Origin of the sequence: Microcystis aeruginosa NIES-2549, assembly GCF_000981785.2 — a bacterium.
Taxonomy (GTDB): domain Bacteria; phylum Cyanobacteriota; class Cyanobacteriia; order Cyanobacteriales; family Microcystaceae; genus Microcystis; species Microcystis aeruginosa_C.
Window position 1 is genome coordinate 2,807,132 of sequence record NZ_CP011304.1, and the last position, 23,994, is coordinate 2,831,125.

Here is a 23,994-nt window from a genome sequence, read left to right on the forward strand (position 1 = left end):
ATCCCCATTATGGAGTCGCTAATCTGATCTGGCTAGTAATTTTTACTAAACTTTGCAATTTTTCTTGAAAAATTTAATAATTTCTTTCTAGTTTTTTTTACCGTGATCGGATATGTGTCGTAATTTTGGGGAAGAGAAAGCCAGAAAGCGAACTTTTAAACTGCCGATCCCTTACTGCTATAATTACGGCTGAGATTATTGATTATCCTATGAAGTATGCTCTGGTTCACGAGTGGTTAACCCCAAAGGCGACGGGGGGATCGGAATTAGTGGTTAGGGAGATTTTACAATGTCTAGAGGCGGATTTATACGCTTTGATCGATTTTGAGTCCACTAATCCCGATAGTTATCTCTATGGTCGCTCGATCGGGACAACTTTTCTGCAAAATTTCCCGAAAGCAAGCAATGGCGTACAAAAATACTTACCTTTTCTTCCCCTGGCGATCGAGCAGTTAAATTTAGAGGATTATGATGTAATTTTATCCTCCTCCCATTGTGTGGCTAAAGGGGTTTTAATTCGACCGGATCAGGTGCACATTTGTTATTGTCACACCCCGATGCGTTATGCTTGGGATTTAACTTTTGACTATCTGGCTAATAGTAAGTTAGGACAGGGATTACCCGGTATTTTCACCCGTTATCTCTTGCATGGGTTGCGTCAGTGGGATGTGATTTCTGCTAATCGTGTGGACTATTTTCTGGCTAATTCCCACCACACCGCTAGACGAATTTGGCGCTGTTATCGACGGGAGGCAAAAGTTATTTATCCTCCCGTACAAATCGAGCGTTTTCCCTACCAAGAGAAAAAAGAAGATTTTTATTTAGTAGTCTCTCGTTTGGTTAGTTATAAAAAAGTCCCTTTAATTGTGGAGGCATTTAATCAATTGGGATTACCATTAGTAGTTATTGGAGATGGTCCACAGATGACTTTAATCAGACAGTTAGCTAAGGATAATATTCAGATTTTAGGTGCGGTTTCTGATCGAATAGTAGCAGAGTATATGTCGAAAGCAAAAGCGTTTATTTATGCTGCCTGTGAGGATTTTGGTATTGCTTTAGTGGAAGCGCAAGCTTGTGGCACTCCTGTGATTGCATTTGCTGCCGGAGGTGCTTTAGAAACCGTGCGGGATCTGCGGGAAAATTCTCCCCAGGCAACAGGATTACTTTTTGGGGAACAAAATCCCCAATCCTTGCAGGAAGCGGTTAAATATTTTGTCGATCATGCGGATAAAATTGATCCGGAAAATTGTCGGCAACAGGCTAATAGATTTACTCCAGAGGTTTTTAGAAATGCTTACAGTTTGTTTATAGAGGAACATTCAATATCTAAAAATTATTGCTAACTTTAATTAGATCAGTTATCCTAATGGTGAGCTACGAGGTTTTCGTTTTAGAGAGTCAGTCATTGGTAGTTGATAACAAATTAGGTTACACTTCCTCTTGATGAGAAAGGCTGTATTTCCCCAATGATGAGGACGCAGCCAATGCGCCCAAAATGTAATATCATGGATATTTCTCTAAAATTGAGATCTAGCCAACGCTGATAGCTTACCGTGGTGATTGTGATGACAGAAAAGTGAGGATTATAGCCGTGCCTTGGAATCGAGTTAATCAATGGGTAGAAAGACGCTCTTTAGTGGCCCTAGAATCAGCTTATCAGAGAGCGCTAAAAATTAAAGCGATCGAAGATAAACATTTTGGGGGACAAAAAATTTCCCCGGCTGCCGTGGGAGGAAAAAGTGTTTATGATTACTTTCAAAGTACCCTAGATCGAGAATTATTACAGATACGTTTCGATTTAACTCAAGTGCGTCTGGGTAATTTTATCAATCCGCAAACTAACCCAGAAAATAATAACATTTTAGAGACTTTAAAGGTGATCGAGGATATTATCGGTAAATATCGCCTAGACTTAGGGGAATTGCTGCCCCCATTACCGAATAATGAAACCCCCAATCTGCCTAATGCCAATCTCACTGGTGATACCCCTAGCGATAAAACTAAGCAGACAATTTCTCCTGCAACTGGTAATAAATTTTTTAACTTCCAGCAAGAATTAACCCCCGAATACGAACAAACCGTTATTAAACAACTCCGTACTTTGCGACAACAACAACGGATTGCTATTCGTTTTATCCTGATTATTATTTTAGTTCCTCTCTCGGTACAGGTTATTAGTAGAAACTTTATTTTTAGCCCTGTTTTAAACTATTTTGGTGTGGATAGAGCGAAAATATCAGAAGTTTATATTTCTCAGGAAATTGGCGAAAAATATCTCAGGGAATTTGCTAGACTTCAAGAAATTGAAGAAATCAAGCAGGTTTTAGGAGTAGCAAAAGCAGGGCATGAATCAGAAGAAACCTTTCGAGAACAGGTCGAGGAATTATTTAAAGAAGCGGGTTATGAAAGTCAAGATGGTTGGAAAAACTTACTATCGGATCTGACTGGATTAATAGCCTTTATTGCCATCTTAATTTTTGGTCGTCAACAATTGGCAATTACGCGAGCTTATGTTAGTCGTTATTTTCTCAGCTTAAATGATATCACCAAAGCCTTTATCTTTATTCTCTTTACCGATATATTTGTCGGGTTTCACTCGGCGGAGGGTTGGACGGTAATCTTAGAAACTTTGTTCCGGCACTTTGGTTGGCGCGAGAATATTACATTTATCAGCTTGTTTGTGGCCACTGTTCCCGTTATCCTAGATACCATCTTTAAACTATTAATATTTAATTATCTGACCCGTAAATCTCCCACCGCCGCAACTATCCTAGAAAAGATGAACCAGTAACGCCCTATGATCCTTAGCATTGCCGATACCTTCATTAAAAGACCCGTTCTGACCACGGTTTGCTCGATTTTAATCGTTTTGATCGGAGCGATCGCTGTTCCCTTTTTACCCCTAGAAAAACTGCCGCAGTTGGCATTTATTCAGGTAGCGGTAAATGCCAACTATTTGGGAACCGATGCCAAAACCGTACAGGATAACGTTACCACGGTACTCGATCGCCAGATTAACGGGACAGAACAGATTGTTTATATGCAGTCCCAGAGTACCAACACCGGACAAAGTACGGTGAATGTCTTTTTCCCGGTAGAAATGGATCGTAACATTGCCCAAGTCTTGGTACAAAACCGTGTCAGTACCGCCGCCGCTAGTTTACCTGAAGAAGTGAACCGGCAGGGGGTGACAACCAATACCCAATCCCCCAGCGTTACCCTTGCCTACGGTATTTCCGCCAAACCGGACGAAAAGGGCAATTATCCCTACGATACAGTCTTTTTAAGTAACTTTGTCGATCGGGTCATCGATGCGGAGATTCGCCGGATCGAGGGAGTTGGTAGTACAACAATCATCGGGGAGAGGGAATACGCCCTGCGTTTTTGGCTTAATCCCGATGCTTTAGCCGCTAGGGGCGTATCGGCGGAACAAGTAGTACAGGCAATCCGAGAACAGAATATTCAGGTGGGTGCGGGGACAATTGGCGGTGATCCCAGTCCCGAAGAGCAGCAATTCCAGATCGCCATTCGCGCCGTTGGTAGGGTTGCCACCGGGGAGGAAGCAGAAAATATCGTCGTCAAAGTCGGGGAAAATGGCGATTTAATCCGAATTAAAGACGTAGGACGCGCAGAAATCGGAGCCGAAAGCTACAGTACCGCCGCCTATTTCGACAAATCCCCCGCCGTCGTCTATATCGTCTATCAGTTGCCCGGTTCCAACGCTTGGAATACCGCCAAACTGGTGAAAGAAAAAATGGCGGAACTAGAACCGAGTTTCCCCCCGGGGTTAAATATCGCCATTACCCTCGATAATACGGCTTTTGTCGCGGCTTCCCTAGAAGAAGCCTTTGGCACTCTGGTGGAGGCGATTTTACTGGTTATTCTAGTCATTTTTATCTTCCTTCAGGACTGGCGCACCACGATCATTCCGGCGATCGCTATTCCCGTATCTTTGATCGGAACCATGGCCGTCGCCCTAGCTTTAGGCTATTCTCTCAATAACCTCTCCTTGTTTGCCGTCATTCTAGCCACCGGTTTAGTGGTGGACGACGGCATCGTGATCGTAGAGGCGGTATCGGAAAAATTACGGCAGGGGATGCGGCCATTGCAAGCTGCCCTCGATGCCATGGGCGAGTTAACCTCGGCGGTAATTGCCAGTTCTCTTGTACTACTAGCGGTTTTTATTCCCGTCACCTTCTTCCCCGGTACGGTGGGGATCGTTTATCGACAATTTGCCGTCATCATCTCCGCTTCAATTATCATCTCCACCTTTAACGCCCTCAGTTTTTCCCCCACCATGTCGGCGATTATCATGAAACCGCCCCAAGGCACCCGCGGACCCTTGGGACTGTTTTTCGATGGCTTTAATCGAGGTTTCAACGCAGTTAAAGAAGGCTATCGACGCTCGATCGAATTTCTGATCCGGCTTCGGTTTCTGGTGTTACCCTTCTTTATTGCCGCCCTCTTTCTCACAGCTTGGAGTTATAGCACCACTCCCCAGGGTTTTATCCCCGAAGAAGACCAAGGTTATGCCTTCGTTTTGGTGCAAGCACCCGCCGGGGTTTCCCTGCGCTACACCGACCGGGTTATCCGTGAGATTAACGAAGAAATTCTCGACGGTATCGAAGAAATCGATCACTTTGTCGGTATGGCGGGCTTTAGTTTTGCCGGAAGTGGTAGCAACCAAGGGCTATTTTTTGTCAAGTTAAAAGAATGGTCGGAACGGCCCGGCGAAGATAAGTCGGTTTTCGGGGTTCTGCGGAAAATTAACCAACAATTAGCCACTAAAGTCCGAGATGCTCGCGCTTTCGCCGTTAATGCGCCCCCCGTGGATGGATTAAGTTCTACCGGCGGTTTCGAGTTATTTATCCAAAACCGCGCTTCTTTCCCCATGGACGCTTTGATTGCCAACGCTAATAACGTCATGGCCGAGGCCCGAACAAGACCGGAATTATCGGGAATTTTCACCCAATTTACCACCGACACGCCGATGCTGGAACTTTCCATCAATCGCAACCAGCTACAGGCGCAAAACGTCGATATGCAGGCCGTTTTCGGTACCCTGCAAACCTATCTCGGTTCCAACTTCGTCAACCAATTCGTCTTAGGCGATCGCTTGTATCGAGTCTTTGCCCAAGCAGAAGCGGATTATCGTTCTAATCCCGAAGATATTAACCGTCTTTACGTCCGTTCCCGTACCGGGGCCAATATTCCCCTATCGGGTTTAGTTAGCGTCAAACGCTTCACCTATCCACCGATTATCACTAACTTTAACCTCTATCCCTCGATTAACGTTCAGGGTAGTCCCGCCCCCGGTTTTAGTACGGGACAGGCGATCGCGGTGATGGAAGATGTCTGCCGCAAAGTCCTGCAGCCCGGTTTCGGTTACGCTTGGACGGGGACAGCTTTCCAAGAAAAAACTTCCGCTGGGGCTGCCCCAGTTATCTTCGGATTAGCCTTTATCGTGGTTTTCCTTGTTCTTGCGGCCCAGTACGAAAGCTATATCGACCCGATTATCATCATGATTACCGTTCCCCTAGCGATCCTAGGTGCCATGGGGGCCTTACTGTTACGGGCGAATTTCCTACAAGTGGGTAGTCTCTTCCCGACGGTGAATAATAATATTTATGCTCAGGTGGCTTTGGTCATGTTGATCGGTTTAGCGGCTAAAAATGCCATCTTGATCGTGGAATTCGCTAACCAGTCCCGTACTTTGGGTTTAAGTATTCCCGATGCGGCAGCCCGGGCCTCGACGGAACGCTTAAGACCGATTCTGATGACGGCTATTTCCGGTTTAGTCGGTTTCTTGCCCTTGGTTATCGCTTCCGGCGCCGGGGCGATGAGTCGTTGGTCCCTGGGAACTGCAATCCTAGGCGGTTATCTGATTTCCACGGTGTTGAGTTTATTTCTCGTCCCGGTTTTGTATGTGCTGATCAAACAGTTCGAGGCCCGATTCCTCTCCTCGAAACCCCCCAAAGGTGGCGGTTCTGGCAATAGTAAAACTCCCTCTCTCGGTGGCGAAAGAAATACATCAGAAACCTCCATAGAAGAAGGGGCCATTTCTTCTTTGAAAATCTCTCCTCAGTCCCCGAATGACTAGGGTGTTAGGAGACTTTTTCAGTGATAACTGATAACTGATAACTGATAACTGAAAATAATGAGTCTAGAATCTACAGCTAATGAGGCGATCGCTCATAATTTAGAGCAATTCCTGCTAGTTTTGACCATTTCCTTGAGTGTCGCCACTTTATCGAGAACCGTTGCCTTCCTCCGCAAAATTCCCTACACCCTGCTGTTAGTTATTGTCGGTATGGGTTTAGCTTTTTTAGATTTGCGTCTAGTTAATCTTTCCCCGGAATTAATTCTGGAAATTTTTCTGCCTCCCCTCCTTTTTGAAGCCGCTTGGAATATTCCTTGGGCTAAATTAAAGGAATATTGGGTTACTATCGTCCTTTTTGCCGTTATCGGGGTGATTATCTCCGTTTTGGGGGTCGCCTATCCCCTACATATCTTTGCTAATTTACCCCTATCGATCGCTTTCCTGTTGGGTGCTGCCCTAGCTGCCACCGATCCCGTCTCTGTAATTGCCCTATTTAAAGAATTGGGGGCCAGTAAAAAACTGACGATCCTGATGGAAGGGGAAAGTCTCTTTAATGATGGGGTCGCTGTGGTGGCTTTCGTCCTCTTGGTGGGGATTCCCTTGGGAGTCGATACCTTTTCCGTCCCCGTCACGATCGCTCGTTTCTGCACCTTTGTGGGGATTGGCATCGGTGTGGGTTGCGTGATCGGTTTCGGCATTTCCTACCTTACCCAACGCTTCGATTTGCCTTTTGTGGAACAGTCTCTGACTCTAGTTTCTGCATACGGAACCTATCTCGTCACGGAAAAATTAGGCGGATCCGGTGTGATTGGGGTGGTAATTGTCGGGATTATTCTCGGTAATCTCGGTTCGCGCATTGGTATGAGTCCCCGCACGCGCCTGGTAGTTAGCGAATTTTGGGAATTTATCGCCTTTTTTGTCAATTCTATCATCTTTTTACTGATCGGTGATCAAACCCGTTTTGAGAGTCTCGGCAGTCACTTAACTGGGATTTTAATAGCGATCGCTGCTATGGTGGTTTCCCGTCTGTTCTCAATTTTTGGACTAGGGGGAATTAGTAACCTAATTACGGGTAATAGCGTCAATTTTAAGGAAAGAACGGTGTTATGGTGGGGAGGATTACGCGGTTCGGTTTCGATCGCCCTAGCGTTAAGTGTTCCTACGTCTATCCCCTACCGTCAAGAAATTATTGACGTGGTTTTTGGGGTGGTTTTATTTACTTTATTGGTGCAAGGATTATCTATACAATGGCTATTAAATGCCCTCAATCTTATCGGTGATCAACCGATTCGTAGCGAATATTCGGCCTTAATTGCTCGTCAAATTGCCTTAACTAGGGTTGCCAATTATCTGCAACAACCAGAACGTTTTCCCGATATCGATACCGAATTTTATCGCGACAAAAAAACTCTGGTGGAAGGACAATTAAAGTCCTTGGGCGATCAGTTGCAAAAATTACTAGAGGAACACCCACAATTAAAAGATGTGGTAGCCGAACAATTTCAAGATACTTTACTCGATATCGAAGCTAATACCTACGCAGAATTAATTCGAGCCGGTCGTTTAAATGAAAATCTCGTTCCCCTTTTAGTCGAGGTAGAAGAAGAAAAAGAGATGGGGCATGATAGTTATTAGGGCAATTAGGTCTTTGGGCATCTCGAATAATAGATTTTCTTAAGAATTGCGTCGCCTGCAACCCTAATTAGGGTCTGCTGAAAAAGCTTTTCCTGGAGGCAGGGTGTGGGGTGTGAGCTTCGGCCGTGAGCTCACCGTCGAAGTCTCGCCGAACGTCTGAGGTCCGAACGGTTTCATCCCGTCGCTAAAAGCGAGGGTCTTCACCCCGACATTTTTGATAAAAATATCAACTTTTGTGAATTTAGTAGATAAAATCACCAGCTTATGATATATTTCAATTAGTGTGAGGAGCGAACCAGAATAGAGAGCCGAGACGAAACATGGACAGTCGCCGGCTCTCTTTCTGTTGTTTAGGAATTATTTTTTTCTTGGCGATATTTAATAAAAGTGGGCAAATCAACCCGAAAAGAGGAATATTTCGGGGAATGAGAGATGATGGGTGCGGGCCAATCCCTGTCTTTCTTATTTAAGGATTCTGCTGGCTCAATTGTCTCTAATTCCGCTAAAAACTCATCGATGGGAGCCACTTCATCGCTTTCTTGGCTCTCTGTCTGAGACCAAGGCTCGATCTCGGCTGCCTTGGCGACAATGGCTAAATCTGGGGGAGAATTGCGATCGCTACCGCGCTGGAAATACTGGGCTAAGGCCGCCTTATACTGGAGGGTGTAGCGTTGCTGACGTTGAAGACGGGTGCGTAATTCCTGCAATTGCTGGTCATAGTTGCACAGTTTTTGGCTTTTTTCCTGATAACTTTCCTGAATTAAGGCACATTCTCGCTCTAAACGGGCTAATTGTTGACGTGTGCGGGTCAATTCTGCGGTCAAATTGGCAATAATCATCGGTTGCCGTTGTTCTGCTTGACGATACTGTTCGATTTCCCCTAAAGCTCGCTGTAATTGTTGCTTTTCGTATTGCAGTTCCTCGTTTTGCTGCTGGATTAGGGTATCACAACTTTGCCAGCGACGATTTTGCTCGGCTAACTGCGATCGCAATTCCGCAAGAGCTTGCTCCCGTCGCCAGATCTCCGCTTGTAATTCTTGATTTTGTTGACGTAAATGAGAGGATAGAGCTGCCCAATCTGTCTCATCTGTTGATTGACTCTCATGCTCGACAATTTCAGCAGTGATGACATTATCCGCATGGGTGAGATGATCGAGGTACAGGTCGGAATTATCGTTCATAAAAGCCAAAGGATGAGGAAACCTAGAAGTTTAGAGACGTTAAAAGCCTTCTATCGTTCCAAAAAAAAATGGGAACCGCATTGTTAGAGACTGCCGCGCGGTTCCACTGCCGATCCTTAAGAGGAGAACACTATAAATAACCATAAGCTTATTAGGAATTTTTGTCAATACTTAATGAGAATATTTTTTAATAAGTTGGGGGGGAGAGGAGAATCAACTAATTCCTAAGATAGCTGTTGCGGGTATCTGGCCCGAGGCCGGGGAAGAATTAGCCACAGCAAAATTGATACAGGCATCGGTCGGGCGGGTTAGCGGCTCGATGTGCTTCAATAATTCTATAGTTTTTATTTTCCTTGTCTTACCATGCCACGTCCCCCGAAAAAAACCCCTAGCACCCCTGAACCCCCCGAAGAGCCAATTAAAGCCACTCCTCCCCTACAACCTCTACAAATTATTAAAAAGGGTTCTAGGGCTGCAGTACCCCCCAAACCCCCAGAAACCCCTCCAGAAATCATCGAGGAAAAACCAGCCGCAGAAACGGTAAAATCAGTCAGTAGCGAGATAAAATCTCCTTTCCGTCCCCGTTCCGATTCGGCTCCTCTATTCCGAAAACCGATTCCCAAAGCAGAAATTCCCGTCATCGAAAAAGCGACGGGAGCCAATGGCGAAGTATTTAATCTGACCGATTCTGTCCTGATTACCGAACCTTTTGGTACTCGTATTGCCGCTATTATCGATAGTTTTTATGCCGATGCTCAAGGCGAAATCTGGGCGCGACTCAAACCGGTGGAAGTTAATCCCGATTGTCGCTGGGAACAGGCCTGTATTCGCTCTCAGGGTTTGGTAAAAGCTGAGTAAGACAGTTATCAGTTATCAGTTATCAGTTATCAGATTTGAGTTTTAAGTGAGCAGTATTAACAAGTAATTTAGGCTCTCCTAGACTGGTTATAGCAAATTAGTAGTTTAAATGAGCCTCACCCCTTAAATAGGCTGGAATCCAACCAAGCAAAAAGCTTTTTTTATTAAAATTGCTTTTTTGAATTCTGGTGAACTTTACTTGACAAGGCTTGCGTGGATTATTTTCTGCTAAAATATCATAACTACTCTGGAAGAGCCGTAATTTATAGCGTTTCCTAAGCTAGTGAGGCACACCTATTTTTCTTCCCTTTTGCCTAAAATCCCTAACTTTTGTACCTCAGCAGACTGAAAAACGCTATATTTTTCATGATAATCTGTTTTTATCTGATATCATGTTGAGAAAAATTCACTCTCTAAATTTGGGTTTAAATTATGATAACTACACTCATTGAACGAGAAGCAGAACCAATTTTAATTAGTGACTTAACCTGGAGAGAATTTAAAGCTGTTGAACAGCTGATCGATCGCCCAGGGTTAAGGTTATCTTTTTTAGATGGAGTTTTGGAGATTAGAAAAATGCCAGGGAAAAAACACGAAACTATCAAAGAACGTATTGGTGCTTTACTAGAAATTTATTTAGAATTTTTGGGATTAGATTTTACTCCTACTGGTTCTGTCACCTTAGAAAATGAATTTGAAAAGGTTAAAAGAGAAGGTGATAAATCCTATGAGTTGGGAGCCAATAGAAAACATCCTGATTTAGTGATTGAGGTGGTTGTTAGTAGTGGAGGAATTAATAAACTGGAAGCATACAAACGCTTACAAATTCCCGAAGTTTGGTTTTGGATGAATGATGAGTTATTGTTTTATAGTTTAGGAAATGATGGATATGAAGCTGTTAGTAAATCGCAACTTTTACCGAGTTTAGATGTAGGTTTATTGATGCGTTGTATTAATACAGAAAATCATGCTCAAGCACTGCGGGAATTTAGAGCAGGGATAAAAATTATTGAATCAGCATAACAATAGAAAATGCTGATTTTTTCCGCCTATCTAAAAATTATGGGTTAACTTAACAGTTGCAGAATGCCAAGAATTAAATTTTCAATATTCCATCAAAAGGGACCAAGTATTTAACCGTTTCATCGCCTCCGTATTATTAGAAGAAAGACGAGCAGGCAATATTCCTGCTTAGGAAGGAATTAGGATTGTAAGAGAAAGGATTTAATAGCGATATGAATCCTTTGAAAGACAGTATTTTTGGGAAAATGCTCTCATTTCATCAACTCAATAACCAATCTAGATGATCCTGTAAACATTGTTTGAGGTCGTAGCGTTGCTTGATAGTTTCCCTGGCATTTAAACGCAGATTTTGCCAACCCTGGGGATAATCTAACACTTCATCGACGCGATCGGCTATTTGTTGGGGAGAAAAGAAATCCACTAATAAACCATTTTCCCCATCGGTAATTAATTCTCGCACGGGGGGAGTATCGGAACCAATCACGACGCAACCCATGGCCATAGCCTCTAACATTGACCAAGAAAGCACAAAAGGACGAGTAAGATAGATATGGGCTGCTGATGCCTGTAAAACCTGTTTATATTGACCGTAGGGCAGAGAACCGGTAAAATGCACCCGGGATAAATCCAAAGAAAGGCTTTCTAACATCAATTGTTTATAGGTTTTGCCGTCCGGTAGAGTTTTTCCATAAGCGACTCGATCCTCCCCGACAATCACCACATGACAGTTAGGCCGACGGGCTAAAATTAGGGAAACAGCCGTCATAAATTGGGGAAAACCGCGATAGGGTTCCATTCCCCGGGTTGCATAGGTGACAATCTCCTTAACACCCGATAAATCTAAACCTATCTCTGGAATCACTAACTGCACATCGGGACGGGGACAGAAATAGTCCGTATCGATGCCATCGTGTAAAACCGTCAGTTTCGAGTGAAATTCGGGGGGAAATTGTTGTTTTTGCCAGATAGTCGGCGATAAACCTCGATCGCAACTGACCAGATCGATGAGGATTGGCGCATTTTTAATTCTAATCCGGGCCTCGGCATCAGCATTAAGGGGATCCGCCGGATCAAAATCAGCATCGGAACCATGGGCATGATAAAACCATTCAAAATAGGCTAAAAACTTAGTTTTCGGGAAAATATCCTTGATAAATAGGCCCGGCCCCCAGCCAGAATGTGCATAGACAATATCGGGATAAAATCCTTGTTGTTTCAGTTGTTGGCAAACACCATAAACCGCTTGACCTTGCAAAACCGCACTTTCCAGGGGACGGACATAATGATGGGTTTGGGGAGAAACAGCGCGACTTTCCTTGTAAATAAATTTTTTTACCCCCGCTATCTCTCCCTGCTGCCGGGTAGTGCCGAAAATCACTTGATTTCCGGGGTCTTGAGCTAAAACCGTGCTTAAATGGCGAAATTGGGCGGGAAAGTTGGAATGAAGGAATAAAAATTTCATCGCGGCTAAAGGTTTAGAAAAAGCGATCGCTAATCGTACATTGTCCCTGAAAACGGAGCAGATGATCGCATAATACCAAAGCCATCATCGCTTCCACCATGGGGACAGCTCGGGGTAAAACACAAGGATCGTGTCTTCCTTTGGCTGCCAGGGTGGTTTCTTCCCCGCTGCGCGTCACGGTTTTTTGTTCTTTACCGATAGTTGCGGTGGGTTTAAAAGCGGTGCGGATAATAATATTTTCACCGTTACTGATTCCTCCTTGGATGCCTCCCGAACGATTGCTCGTGGTGCGAATTTCCCCGTTATCATCGATAAAATACTCGTCATTGTGTTCGCTGCCGGTTAAGAAGGTTCCCGCGAATCCCGATCCGATTTCAAATCCCTTACTCGCGGGTAAGGACATCATCCCCTTAGCTAAATCGGCTTCTAGCTTATCAAAAACGGGTTCTCCTAGACCTTTCGGCACATTTCTGGCTACACATTCCACCACACCGCCGATCGAGTCTTTATTCAGGCGAATTTGGTCGATCAGGGCGATCATTTGGGCGGCCGTTTCCCCGTTGGGACAACGCACTATATTACTTTCCACCTCGTCGAGGGTGACGGTGTTGGGGTCGATGATTGCCTCAATATCTTTAATTCGCTTCACATAGCCGATAATCTCGACATTATAGACAGATTTAAGGATTTTTTTAGCGATCGCTCCTGCAGCCACCCGGCCGATGGTTTCCCGGGCCGAAGATCTGCCTCCTCCTTTCCAGTTGCGAATGCCGTATTTTGCTTCGTAGGTGGCATCCGCATGGGAAGGTCGGAATTTCTCGGCCATTTCGTTGTAATCTTGCGAACGAGCATCCTGATTCCGCACTAAAATAGCGATCGGTGTACCGAGGGTTTTGCCGTCAAAAACGCCCGAAATTATCTCACAAATGTCATTTTCCCGACGCGGGGTCACGATTCTGCTTTGTCCCGGTTTGCGACGGTCTAAATCGATTTGAATCTCCTCTTCGGAAATTTCTAAGCGCGGAGGACAACCATCGATAACCACTCCTACCCCACCCCCGTGAGATTCTCCAAAAGTGGAAACCCGAAATAGTCGTCCGAAAGTGTTACCCATAATCTCAATATCTACTAAGCCTCAAGCTTTTATTGTACCTGAGCGGTTATCAGTTTGTTAGCCATCAGCCGTCAGCCGTCAGCTATTAGACGCTGATTCTGCTATCAGGATACATAGCTTTTTACTTCCTCTCAGATTAACTGATGCCAGTTCGCCCTGCTAGGCACAACAATCAGTAACCTCTGTCCGTTACATTTTATACAAAACGACGCGCGACATATTTTCTGTTCTAGATTTTTGGAAAAATCAAAGCCGATAACTAGGTGCGAATTACCTTTTCATCAGGGTTAACTAGATGGGAAAGTTTCTGTTTAATTTGGGTGTCATACAGTTCCCACTTAAGTTTTGCGTATTCGGCATTATTATTAAAACCACCGAGAAAACCGATAGGAATTTCAAAACCTCCGGCCATATAACGACCACCACCAAAAAAGCGACCTTGGTTATCCTGTCCGAAAGCTTCCTTGAGAAATTCATCGGGATCTAGGGTAATTTTACTGGTACGCATAGAACCGATGACTAACTCGATATCCTCATCTTCATCGTGAACGATACCATAAACTAAAGCCGTGTGAACATTTTCTTCTGTCACCAAAAAATCGGCAGCCTGGGGAATCGCATCCCGGTCATCATAACGCAAATAACCCACCCCAGCGATCGAATAATTATTTTTAATAATACGGTTTTTCAGGGCCCGTTCAATCACATCCATCACCCGTCGGGATCTGGCCGATTGCAGGACCGCGTTTAATAATTGAGCATCGTAGAAACGACTGAGATAACCAGCAGCGATAAATTCACACTCTTGCGCTTGCATTAAATTATTCGTATCCGATCGCAATCCGTGCATCAAAGCTGTGGCACACTTAACATGGACGGTATCGCTACTATTAAAACTTATTAACCCTTTTTGGATATATTGGGTTAACATCGTCGCTGTTGCCCGGATTTGGGGACGAATATCGACAAATTCCGCCTCTAGATCCCCTTGGCGAGTATGATGATCAATCACGACAATAATGGGAATTTTTGCCTGTTTAACCAGAGTGGTTAACTGACTATTGGTTCCCTGACCATCGACAAAAACACAACCCTGATAAACCGAAAGATCTCTATCCTTGAGGGTATGGACTCCCCAACGTTTAGCCGGTAAACCCGTTAGTTTTACCAAGGCGACATTTTCCTGATGGGAGAGAGTACCCGCGTAGACTATATCACAGTGAATATCGTACTGTTCGGCGATAATTTGATAGGCCCAGGCACTAGAAAGAGCATCGGGATCCGGGAAATCCTGCATCACCACAATTTGATTTTCGCCACGATGATTTTCCAAAGTACGTCGCAGGCGATCGATCAGGGAAATAAGTAGGGTATCATTACTAACCGTGACTGGAGGAAGGGGACATACTGCCGACGCTTCCCCTACCACTACATCGGTTTCGAGGGACTTGGCAGGAACTAGACTCAGCAATTCAGCCATCATTTTTAGAAAAGTTCGCTTAAAGGTAGATTCAGTCAGGATTTTTTGAGTTAATTAATTCTAGACGATATTCTGGCTCGATCGGTTCATCTCAATTATTAAGCTTTTCTTGCCCCTAGCTCCTTACTCTGGGGCCATAACTCTAGTCTATCGAAAGACCGCTGCCGTTTGTTCTGGGAGAGGGGTTAGGGGTGAGAGCAATTAACCATCGCTGCCATTACTTGAGAAAAATGATATAACTGGACTTCCCCACTTCCCCACTTCCCACTCTCCCATACTTTTTAAACAGGATTTAGGATCATCACCGTCCCTAAATATTTGCTCCGATTTTTTGTAGTAAAGTTATACTATTAAGGAAGCAAAGACGAAATTCTAGGGTTAAGCAATGGTTAGACAACTCGACGACAGCCCGAAAACCACAATCGTCTATCCCGATAGCGATGGTAAACCGATGGCCGACAATACAAGACAATTTCGCTGGATTACGACGATTAAAGCGAATCTAGACTGGTTATTTGCCAATAATGCCGATGTTTTTGTCGCCGGTGATTTACTCTGGTATCCCGTGGAGGGAGATAATAAGACTCGACAAGCACCCGATGTCATGGTAGCTTTTGGCAGACCAAAAGGCGAAAGAGGTTCCTATCAACAGTGGAAAGAGAACAATATCCCCCCGCAAGTGGTTTTTGAAATTCTCTCTCCGGGTAATACCCAAACGGAAATGACCAGAAAACTACTGTTTTATGACCGTTATGGTGTGGAAGAATACTACATTTATAATCCCGATAAAAATGATTTGGGTGGCTGTATTCGTCGGGAAAATCGGCTCGAAAGTCTGGAAAATCTCGATAATTGGGTCAGTCCTCGCTTGGGCATTCGTTTTCAATTGGCCCAACCAGAGTTACTCTTGTATTATCCCGATGGTCAACCTTTCACCAGTTACAACCAAGAACGACAACGGGCCGAAACGGAACGACAACGGGCCGAAACGGAACGACAACGGGCCGAAACGGAACGACAACGGGCCGAAAGGTTAGCGGCAAAACTGCGGGAGTTAAATATTAATCCCGAAGAAACTTAAAAAAATTATCGATTGATGGAGTCGATCGAGATAGTCTCGATACAATGAAAGTAGATAAATATCAAGTCCACTAGCTAGAGTCGGAACGGTAAGCCCAGAAAAAATGCGCTAGGGCAGGGCTGACTAAATCGACGAAGCAATCGCTAAATAGGGGTAATTTCCGTCCATTTCTCCCCAATCCTGAACAGGAGAGGCAGAACCGAAAATTTTCTATAAAATTTTCGGTAAGGGTGGAAAGATCAAGTAAGTTAGCGTTAGGGCTTAATCTTCGCCACGGAAAGGTAGAACTATGACAGTTTGTGAATATCGGCCAGGTTTAGAAGGAATTCCCGCCGCCCAATCGAGTATCAGCTTTGTGGATGGGCAAAAGGGAATCTTAGAGTATCGGGGCATTCGGATTGAGGAACTCGCCGAAAAAAGTACCTTCCTCGAAACCGCCTATCTCCTTATCTGGGGTGTTCTGCCCACGGGGGCGGAACTGGAAGAATTTGCCGATGAAATCCGTTATCATCGACGCATCAAGTACCGTATCGAAGACATGATGAAATGCTTCCCCGAAAAAGGTCATCCCATGGATGCGCTACAAACTTCGGCGGCGGCTTTGGGGTTATACTATGCCCGTCGGGCTTTGGATAATCCCGAATATATCCGTCAGGCAGTAGTGCGGCTATTAGCGAAAATCCCCACCATGGTGGCGGCGTTTCAATTGATTCGCAAAGGTAATCACCCCATTCAGCCCAATGATAGCCTTGATTATGCGGCCAATTTCCTCTATATGTTGACGGAAAGACGACCAACGGATTTAGCGGCGAAGGTTTTCGATGTCTGTTTGACTCTCCACGCCGAACATACCATGAATGCCTCGACTTTTTCGGCCATGGTGACGGCCTCCACTTTAACCGACCCCTACGGTGTCATCGCTTCAGCCGTGGGAACTCTCGCCGGCCCCCTCCACGGTGGGGCCAACGAGGAAGTATTGTTAATGTTAGAGGAAATCGGTTCGGTGGCTAATGTTCGTCCCTATGTGGAAAAATGTATCGCCAATAAACAAAAAGTTATGGGTTTTGGACACCGGGTATATAAAGTTAAGGATCCCCGGGCGACGATTTTACAAAATCTTGCCGAACAATTATTCGCGGAATTAGGTTCCGATGAATACTACGATATCGCGCTAGAATTAGAAAAGGCAATGGTGGATATCTATGGTGAAAAAGGTATCTATCCTAATGTGGATTTCTATTCGGGATTGGTCTATCGGAAATTAGGTATCCCCAATGATTTGTTTACCCCGATTTTTGCCATCTCCCGGGTGGCCGGTTGGTTGGCCCACTGGAAAGAACAATTAAATACTAACCGCATTTTCCGTCCTACCCAAATCTACACTGGAGAACACGAAGTCCCCTATACACCGATCGAAGAACGTTCTTAGATTTGATCTCCTATTCTTGATGGAAACACGGTTTCTCGCCTTTGTCAATCTCACCTAGGCGAGATTTTTTGTCTCATTTCCTGTTATATTGATGGGGCAAGGAAACAGTCCAGCGGCTTTCAGCTTGGTCAGTTTCGGTGTATATAGCCAGGCAAGGTCTTTACTTCTAGATAGTCGGACAGAAAAATATTAAAGATTATGGTGAAATTTTGGCAGGGATTAACGGTATTTTTAATTTCTTGTTTATTGCTGATTTCTCTAACTGCTTGTGATAATCAAGTTAGACGCAATCAAGTGGTCATATCGGTATTAAGTGACCCAAAAACCTTTAATGCTGTTTTATCGGCCGAATCCCCGAATATTTTTGGTTTAACCTACGAAGGACTATTAACAGAAAATCCCATTACTGGCAAAAAAGAACCGGTCTTGGCAGAATCTTGGACAATTTCCGATGATAATTTGAACATTATTTTTACTATCAGAGAGGGTTTAAAATGGTCAGATGGTCAACCCTTAACCGTTGATGATGTGGTTTTTACCTATAAATATTTATATCTAAATCCTGATATTCCTAATAACTACCGCGATAGTTTAAGAATAGGATTAAAAAAAGAATTTCCAGTTATCACTAAACTAGATAATCGCAGAATCGAATTTAAACTACCCGAAGCTTTTGCCCCTTTTTTAGATGCTGTCAGTTCACCAATTTTACCTAAACACGCTTTAGAAAAAACTATTCAGAAAAAAAGCCCGGATGGTAGGTTAGAATTTCTCTCCACTTGGGGGTTAGATACTCCTCCCGATAAAATTGTTTTTAATGGTGCTTATAAACTAAAAGAATATATCACGGGACAAAGGATTATTTTTGAGAATAACCCTTACTATTGGAAAAAAGATGCCCAGGGACAACAATTACCCCATATAACTTCAGTAATTTGGGCAATTGTTGAATCTCAGGATACAACTTTACTACAATTTCGTTCGGGAAGTTTAGATTCTATTGGGGTAACTCCCGAATTTTTCTCCCTCTTAAAAACCGAAGAAGAAAGAGGAAATTTCACTATTTTTAACGGTGGACCTGCCTACGGAACCCAATTTATCGGTTTTAATCTCAATCAAGGCAAACGCGACGGGAAACCCCTAGTAGAGCCAATTAAATCCAGGTGGTTTAATAACTTAAATTTCCGTCAAGCTATTGCCTACGGCATTAATCGTCAAAGAATGATTGATGATATCTATCGAGGATTGGGAGAAGCACAAAACTCTTTTCTTTCTATCCAATCGCCTTTTTACGATAAAACCCTGAAAGGTTACGATTATAATCCCGAAAAAGCCAAAGAATTATTATTAGAGGCGGGATTTAAGTATAATAGTGATAATCTCTTAGTCGATGCTGATAATAATCCCGTTAGATTTAACCTGATTACTAATGCGGGTAACAAAATCCGGGAAGCAATTGGCGCACAAATTAAAAATGATTTAGCCGCAATAGGAATTCAAGTGGATTTTCAAGCGATCGCTTTTAGCAATTTAGTTGATAAACTAAGTAATAGTCTAGATTGGGAAGCACATATTTTAGGTTTTACCGGCGATAATGAACCCCACGCCCCCAATATTTGGTATGTAGATGGAAATCTCCACGCTTTTAACCAACAACCTCAACCCGGCAGCCCTCCGATTCAAGGCTGGCAAGCGGCGGATTGGGAGAAAAAAATCGCCGATTTATACGTCAAAGGTTCCCAAGAATTAGACTTTGAGAAGCGCAAAGTTATCTATAATGAGATTCAACAACTTCAACAGGAATACGTCCCCTTTATTTATCTAGTTAATCCCCTCGCTTTGGGGGCCGTGCGTAACTGCTTTGAAGGAATACAATTCTCCGCCTTGGGTGGAGCATTCTGGAATCTCGAAGAATTAAAGAAAACCTGTGGAGGTGTTTAATGACTCATTTTGGCATTCTTTGTCCCACCGCTTCTGGACATATTAATCCTCTCCTACCTTTAGGAAAAGAATTACAAAAACGCGGTCATAAAGTTACCTGTTTTCTAACTATTGATGGTGAAGAAATGGTGCAAGCAGCCGGGTTAGATTTTCAGGCAATTGCACCCGACAAATATCCGAAAGGCACATCAGCCAAAAATTTAGCCGAAATTGGTCAATTACGGGGAACAGCCGCCGTCCGTCGCACGGTACAATCAGTGACTAATTCTACCGCTGCCCTCTTTGAAACTATCCCTCAAGAGATGCGTCGCTTGGGAATTGATGCCCTAATTGTCGATCAAGTCTCCCCCTCAGGGGGTACAATCGCAGAAAAATTAGCTATTCCCTTTGTCAGTTTTGCTGGGGCATTGGTTTTAAATCGTGACCCGCTTATTCCGCCCTTTATGACTACTTGGGACTATAATCCCTCATTTATCGGGGTTATTCGCAATAAAATTGGCTATAAACTCCTTGACTCTCTGACTCGTCCTCTGAATGAGTTAATCAACCGGCAGCGTCAAGAATGGGGATTAATTCCCTATCAAAACATCAATCAACGCTATTCCCCCCTTGCCCAAATTAGCCAACAACCTGCCGAATTCGAGTTTCCTCGGCAAAATTTACCCGCTCACTTTCACTTTACCGGTCCCTTTCACGATTCCTCCACCAGAAAAACGATTCCTTTTCCCTACGAAAAATTAACCGGACAACCCTTGATTTATGCTTCCCTTGGTACAATTCAAACTCGCCTACAATCGACTTTTAATGCGATCGCCGAAGCCTGTGCCGATTTGCCGGTACAATTAGTTTTATCCTTGGGCAACACCGACTCTAACATTCAAATAACGACAAAAAACGCCCTAGTTGTTCCCTACGCTCCCCAATTAGAGCTTTTAACTAGAGCCTCTCTTACTATCACCCCCGCAGGCTTAAATACTACCCTAGAATCCTTTGCCCAAGCTGTACCGATGGTGGCCATTCCCATCGCTAACGACCAACCGGGGGTATCTGCTCGGATAAAATGGTCGGGGACAGGGGAAGTGATTCCGATTTCCCGTCTAGAAGTTCCCCGTTTACACAAGGCGATTGAAAAGGTGTTATCCGTCCCCAGTTACCGAGAAAATGCCCTGAGAATGCAAAAAGCACTACAGAAGACTGGAGGAGTGAAAATGGCCGCCGATATCGTCGAAAAAGCCATTTCTACCGGCCAACCAGTCCTATCGGTATAATGGCTAGGGTCTGCTAAAAAAGTTTTTCCTGCGGACAGGGTGTCGGGTGTCGGGTTTTAAAAACGTTATCGAAAACAATTGACAAAAATCGCCCTTTACAACCCGTCCATCGCCTAACACAAACCGAAGAACTATAAAGATTAGATTGAACATTTCTGGGATTTCTGTCTAACAGCAATGGTCAGCGGTGATGAATGAACTAGAACATCGCCGCTTCATCGTGTTAGCTGGCTTGTGCTTAGAGTGTAAGTTTGCGGAGAAATCATGCGTATAGTAACTGATTATTAATAGTTACTAATTCTGTACGCAAATATTGCATCTAGAATTAGCTTTGTACGCTTTGACCCGTACTGGGTTAACTACGAACCTCTCTATCGGATTCCCGCTAAAGGCGGCCTCTCCGACTACCTTTCTTCCAATATTTAAGGAACCATTAATATCTGCTCCATAGAAATAACCCGACGAGCTTCTGAATAGTCCTCTTTTAATTCTCTTGCCTAAATAGCTTTTTTGCTTTTGAATAGACTCTAAGTCCAAGAAACTACATTTAGAGGTATAGCTTTCATTAGTTGTTTTGACCTCTATTCCTACTAAATTTGCTTTATAGGTAAGTTGTTCGATCAACCTTGAATGAGGAATATTTACGAATGACTGGTTATTTCTATCTCCAATATTAATGTTTTGTTTCCAGCCTTGATTATGACCAATAACTAAAAGGTTAATTTGATGAGCTAGTAATTTATCAATAATATATTTACTAGCGGTGTGGAGGTAATAATCCACCTGGCAATTACGCTTTAAAGTTAAACCTTGTATTCTTTTACTGGTCTTCTGTAGACTGGGTAATTCCGATTTGAGTTTAGCTAGTGTCTTGTTGTACTTTTGATTGCAGGATTTTAAGGCTTTTCCACATACTAAAGTTGGCTGAAATTCGGGAATATTAGAGGTAACAGCAGCTAGGTTATTTAAGCCTAAATCGATAAAAGCATATCTTTCTCCCTCTTGACTTGATGAGGATGGTTGTTCATAGACAATCTCTAAACAATAAGCACCCAATTTAGGAATAATCCTGACCTCTAAGACTTCCTTTAAATTAGTTTTAAATTCTAAATTAGTCCCTGATAGCTTGATTAAACCTTGCTTCAACGCTTTTTTAGAAATGGCTTGATAGTTATAAGTTAAAACGTTTCTACCTTTTTCTTTGTCTTTGTATCTTGGCAACTTAGGCTCTCCTGTAAATTTATCTGGCGATTTTTTGTATTGTTCTTTCGCTTTTTGGTAGGATTTAAAGGTTTTTTCTACTTGCTTTAATACTAACTGACTTACTTTGGCGGGTAAGGCTTGATAATCTGGACTCATTTTTAAGGCATGATGTAACTCAGTCATTGTTAAAAATGGTTGATGTGAAAAGAAAACTTGACGGTTTAAATAAACAGCACAATTATACAGATTCTTCGATAAAAATCCTAATTTATCAATGACTGAATAATTTTTGTGATTAAATTTAATTAGATGTTTTTGAACTAATTTCATCATTCTCCTCAAGGCATTTAATTAAACATTCTGTCTTTCTATTTCGTTGTCTTAATGAGTATAATCGAGCGCAAAATGAGGTAATTATGCTCACGAAGTCTTGCATTAAATCGTCTTTTCTTTCTTCTGCTAGATTAACGACCTCTATATCTCTATTTGTTTGAGTTAAAAGAACTTTCAGATAATTAAACCCTACTCTGCTTAAACGATCTTTATGTTCTACGACAATCAAATTATCATCAGTTTGTTCTAGAAGTTTTAATAATAGCTTTCGATGATCATTGACTCCACTTCCTACTTCTTTAACTACTCGAACAATTTGATAGCCTTTCGCAATACAATAAGCTTCCAATCTTTTTGCCTGAGTCTCTAAGTCAGATTGATTTTCTGAACTAGAAACTCGCGCATAAATAGCTACTTTATTTTCACCGCAAAAACGGTCATCTTCAAAAATAATAATTGTTCCTGTAGGAAGACGTTCTCCTTGTAACTGCCCTCGATTCCACATTCTCCAAGCAGTGTCATAACTGATCCCTTTTTTCTTAGCATAATCTGATAGTTTTATATGAACTGCAATGTAAACTTGTACTAACCACATTAGCAGTTGTTTGCAGTTATTTGCATATATTTTTTATAAAACTTTACAATACTCAGACAAAGTGCAGAAAGTCAAAATCCGTAACTTTCTTGAATCCATGCTGACAACTACTCAATTTGCGCCCCTGCTAAAGCAATGATTACTGATAACTGTTTACTGATCACTGTTTACTGGACGGCTACGCCGTGCCTTTGGCAACACTGAAAAAAGATTACCAGGAAGCGCGTTTACCATTGGGCATAACTGTTAACCAATTGGTTTTTGCTAGGGCGATTTGTTGCGGATTTACTTGAGCATCAGAGAGATTAGCTCCGCAAAGATTAGCGTTTTTGAGATGAGCGTAGCGAAGATTGGCTCCGATGAGATTCGCCCCGCGTAAATCGGACTCTTCCAGGTTTGCATAACCGAGATAGGCATTATTTAAATTGGTATTTTTGAGAATAGCTTGACTGAGATTAGCCCGGCCCAGATCCGCATTGGATAGATCCGCTCCTTGTAAATTAGTGCCTGTTAATTTGCATTGAAAGAAATTTACCCCCAAAAGTTTTGCTTTAGACAGATTGAGATTCGATAATTCCTCCTGGGCAAAATTGCGCCGGCCGTTATTGTAAGCATCGAGAATCGCTTTTTCATCTAAGCGGCGTTTTCTCTTCAGTAAGGTTATATCTGCGCTGCTGTGGTCTTTGTTTCTATTGCGGAGATATTGTTTAGCTATAATCGCCCCTGAAAATAAGTCATCACTTGATGCAGTCTCAAGACGAGCTAATTGAGATAGATAGTTTGCTCCATCAGATGGATTCGGGATTTCTTGTTGAAAAACTTCTCGCGCCCTGGCTATCAATGAAGCAGGGGCCTGCTCACTTTGTATCTGAACTAAATCTTCAACTTGTTGCCGAAGTTTATCGCTGTCTTTGAGTCTAGTTGCAAGGTCTTGTTTCATCTTCTGAAGTTCATCCAGTTGCTTGGTAAACTTCTCACGAATTTCCTTAACTAACCCAAGATAACTTCCAACACCAAAAAGCGCAAACCCTCCAGAGACAGTAGCAAAAACTATGGTTGACAACTGAACCATAGTTGTCATGCCCTGAACTTGCTTCTGAATAGTATCTTCGACTACACTAATCCTTTTTTCTAAACGTTCAATGTCAGACAGAGATTGTGGAACTGTTGATTGGGCAATTATCGGTTCGGGATTTAAAACTGAAAGTAGTGCAAGCATGAAATATGCAGATAGCACATATGACCGACGAGATTTCATAACCGCATTCCTCCTTAGAACAACACTATCTTG

At 43.1% G+C, this 23,994-nt stretch carries 16 protein-coding genes and 1 pseudogene; 10 read left to right on the forward strand and 7 right to left on the reverse strand.

Annotated elements, in window-relative coordinates; translation table 11 throughout:
- The first annotated feature begins 209 nt into the window (after positions 1 to 209).
- The 4 genes from myaer_RS13865 to myaer_RS13880 all read left to right on the forward strand — a co-directional run bounded on the left by myaer_RS13865 (position 210) and on the right by myaer_RS13880 (position 7,735).
- A complete protein-coding gene (locus myaer_RS13865) occupies positions 210 to 1,343 on the forward strand; it encodes a glycosyltransferase (protein ID WP_046662523.1) in 1,134 nt (377 codons plus the stop codon).
- Between the two features lie 248 nt (positions 1,344 to 1,591).
- Positions 1,592 to 2,791, forward strand: coding sequence for a proton extrusion protein PcxA (locus myaer_RS13870; protein WP_046662524.1), 1,200 nt, complete (start codon positions 1,592 to 1,594; stop codon positions 2,789 to 2,791).
- Positions 2,792 to 2,797: 6 nt separating this feature from the next.
- Positions 2,798 to 6,100: an efflux RND transporter permease subunit gene (locus myaer_RS13875; protein ID WP_046662525.1), complete on the forward strand. Its 3,303-nt coding sequence runs from the start codon at positions 2,798 to 2,800 to the stop codon at positions 6,098 to 6,100.
- A 57-nt stretch (positions 6,101 to 6,157) separates the two neighbouring features.
- Complete coding sequence (locus myaer_RS13880) at positions 6,158 to 7,735, forward strand: cation:proton antiporter (protein ID WP_046662526.1); 1,578 nt, start codon at positions 6,158 to 6,160, stop codon at positions 7,733 to 7,735.
- 350 nt (positions 7,736 to 8,085) lie between these two features.
- Here myaer_RS13880 and myaer_RS13885 read toward each other — a convergent pair whose 3' ends face one another.
- Positions 8,086 to 8,916, reverse strand: a complete 831-nt coding sequence (locus myaer_RS13885) for a hypothetical protein (RefSeq protein WP_046662527.1) — start codon at positions 8,914 to 8,916, stop codon at positions 8,086 to 8,088.
- A gap of 363 nt (positions 8,917 to 9,279) precedes the next feature.
- On the opposite strand from myaer_RS13885, the gene myaer_RS13890 reads away from it, so the two are divergent.
- Complete coding sequence (locus tag myaer_RS13890; RefSeq protein ID WP_046662528.1) at positions 9,280 to 9,774, forward strand: hypothetical protein; 495 nt, start codon at positions 9,280 to 9,282, stop codon at positions 9,772 to 9,774.
- Between the two features lie 432 nt (positions 9,775 to 10,206).
- On the forward strand, positions 10,207 to 10,797 hold the full coding sequence (locus myaer_RS13895; protein WP_046662529.1) for a Uma2 family endonuclease: 591 nt from the start codon (positions 10,207 to 10,209) through the stop codon (positions 10,795 to 10,797).
- Between the two features lie 259 nt (positions 10,798 to 11,056).
- Here myaer_RS13895 and myaer_RS13900 read toward each other — a convergent pair whose 3' ends face one another.
- The 3 genes from myaer_RS13900 to myaer_RS13910 form a co-directional block, all read right to left on the reverse strand.
- Positions 11,057 to 12,259, reverse strand: coding sequence for a glycosyltransferase family 4 protein (locus myaer_RS13900; RefSeq protein ID WP_046662530.1), 1,203 nt, complete (start codon positions 12,257 to 12,259; stop codon positions 11,057 to 11,059).
- 13 nt (positions 12,260 to 12,272) lie between these two features.
- Entirely contained in the window at positions 12,273 to 13,373 is a 1,101-nt protein-coding gene (gene aroC, locus myaer_RS13905; protein WP_046662531.1) for a chorismate synthase, read from the reverse strand.
- A gap of 259 nt (positions 13,374 to 13,632) precedes the next feature.
- The gene (locus myaer_RS13910; RefSeq protein WP_046662532.1) at positions 13,633 to 14,856 is read right to left on the reverse strand and encodes a DHH family phosphoesterase; all 1,224 of its coding nucleotides are present in this window, start codon (positions 14,854 to 14,856) and stop codon (positions 13,633 to 13,635) included.
- Positions 14,857 to 15,238: 382 nt separating this feature from the next.
- Here myaer_RS13910 and myaer_RS13915 point away from each other — a divergent pair, with 382 nt between their 5' ends.
- The 4 genes from myaer_RS13915 (at position 15,239) to myaer_RS13930 (ending at position 20,572) form a co-directional block, all read left to right on the forward strand.
- A complete protein-coding gene (locus tag myaer_RS13915; protein WP_046662533.1) occupies positions 15,239 to 15,934 on the forward strand; it encodes a Uma2 family endonuclease in 696 nt (231 codons plus the stop codon).
- Positions 15,935 to 16,223: 289 nt separating this feature from the next.
- Positions 16,224 to 17,363: a citrate synthase gene (locus myaer_RS13920; protein WP_046662534.1), complete on the forward strand. Its 1,140-nt coding sequence runs from the start codon at positions 16,224 to 16,226 to the stop codon at positions 17,361 to 17,363.
- A 198-nt stretch (positions 17,364 to 17,561) separates the two neighbouring features.
- On the forward strand, positions 17,562 to 19,304 hold the full coding sequence (locus myaer_RS13925; protein WP_046662535.1) for an ABC transporter substrate-binding protein: 1,743 nt from the start codon (positions 17,562 to 17,564) through the stop codon (positions 19,302 to 19,304).
- Positions 19,304 to 20,572 carry a glycosyltransferase gene (locus tag myaer_RS13930; protein WP_046662536.1) on the forward strand — a complete coding sequence of 423 codons (1,269 nt, stop codon included), beginning with the start codon at positions 19,304 to 19,306 and terminating at the stop codon, positions 20,570 to 20,572. Before myaer_RS13925 ends, myaer_RS13930 begins: the two co-directional genes overlap by 1 nt.
- 294 nt (positions 20,573 to 20,866) lie before the next feature.
- Here myaer_RS13930 and myaer_RS13935 read toward each other — a convergent pair whose 3' ends face one another.
- The 3 genes and pseudogenes from myaer_RS13935 to myaer_RS13945 form a co-directional block, all read right to left on the reverse strand.
- Positions 20,867 to 22,105, reverse strand: coding sequence for an RNA-guided endonuclease InsQ/TnpB family protein (locus tag myaer_RS13935; protein ID WP_046662537.1), 1,239 nt, complete (start codon positions 22,103 to 22,105; stop codon positions 20,867 to 20,869).
- The gene (locus myaer_RS13940) at positions 22,077 to 22,703 is read right to left on the reverse strand and encodes an IS607 family transposase (RefSeq protein WP_235614748.1); all 627 of its coding nucleotides are present in this window, start codon (positions 22,701 to 22,703) and stop codon (positions 22,077 to 22,079) included. The genes myaer_RS13935 and myaer_RS13940 overlap by 29 nt, the downstream gene beginning before the upstream one ends.
- 211 nt (positions 22,704 to 22,914) lie before the next feature.
- A pseudogene (locus myaer_RS13945) lies at positions 22,915 to 23,394 on the reverse strand (pentapeptide repeat-containing protein); the annotation flags it as partial.
- Between the last annotated feature and the right edge of the window lie 600 nt (positions 23,395 to 23,994).

Bases quoted from the DNA above. Each gene is read 5' to 3' on its own strand.
- myaer_RS13865 (WP_046662523.1), top strand. From the start codon at position 210: ATGAAGTATGCTCTGGTTCACGAGTGGTTAACCCCAAAGGCGACGGGG.
- myaer_RS13875 (WP_046662525.1), top strand. From the start codon at position 2,798: ATGATCCTTAGCATTGCCGATACCTTCATTAAAAGACCCGTTCTGACC.
- myaer_RS13880 (WP_046662526.1), top strand. From the start codon at position 6,158: ATGAGTCTAGAATCTACAGCTAATGAGGCGATCGCTCATAATTTAGAG.
- myaer_RS13885 (WP_046662527.1), bottom strand. From the start codon at position 8,916: ATGAACGATAATTCCGACCTGTACCTCGATCATCTCACCCATGCGGAT.
- myaer_RS13890 (WP_046662528.1), top strand. From the start codon at position 9,280: ATGCCACGTCCCCCGAAAAAAACCCCTAGCACCCCTGAACCCCCCGAA.
- myaer_RS13895 (WP_046662529.1), top strand. From the start codon at position 10,207: ATGATAACTACACTCATTGAACGAGAAGCAGAACCAATTTTAATTAGT.
- myaer_RS13900 (WP_046662530.1), bottom strand. From the start codon at position 12,259: ATGAAATTTTTATTCCTTCATTCCAACTTTCCCGCCCAATTTCGCCAT.
- aroC (WP_046662531.1), bottom strand. From the start codon at position 13,373: ATGGGTAACACTTTCGGACGACTATTTCGGGTTTCCACTTTTGGAGAA.
- myaer_RS13910 (WP_046662532.1), bottom strand. From the start codon at position 14,856: ATGATGGCTGAATTGCTGAGTCTAGTTCCTGCCAAGTCCCTCGAAACC.
- myaer_RS13915 (WP_046662533.1), top strand. From the start codon at position 15,239: ATGGTTAGACAACTCGACGACAGCCCGAAAACCACAATCGTCTATCCC.
- myaer_RS13920 (WP_046662534.1), top strand. From the start codon at position 16,224: ATGACAGTTTGTGAATATCGGCCAGGTTTAGAAGGAATTCCCGCCGCC.
- myaer_RS13925 (WP_046662535.1), top strand. From the start codon at position 17,562: ATGGTGAAATTTTGGCAGGGATTAACGGTATTTTTAATTTCTTGTTTA.
- myaer_RS13930 (WP_046662536.1), top strand. From the start codon at position 19,304: ATGACTCATTTTGGCATTCTTTGTCCCACCGCTTCTGGACATATTAAT.
- myaer_RS13935 (WP_046662537.1), bottom strand. From the start codon at position 22,105: ATGAAATTAGTTCAAAAACATCTAATTAAATTTAATCACAAAAATTAT.
- myaer_RS13940 (WP_235614748.1), bottom strand. From the start codon at position 22,703: ATGTGGTTAGTACAAGTTTACATTGCAGTTCATATAAAACTATCAGAT.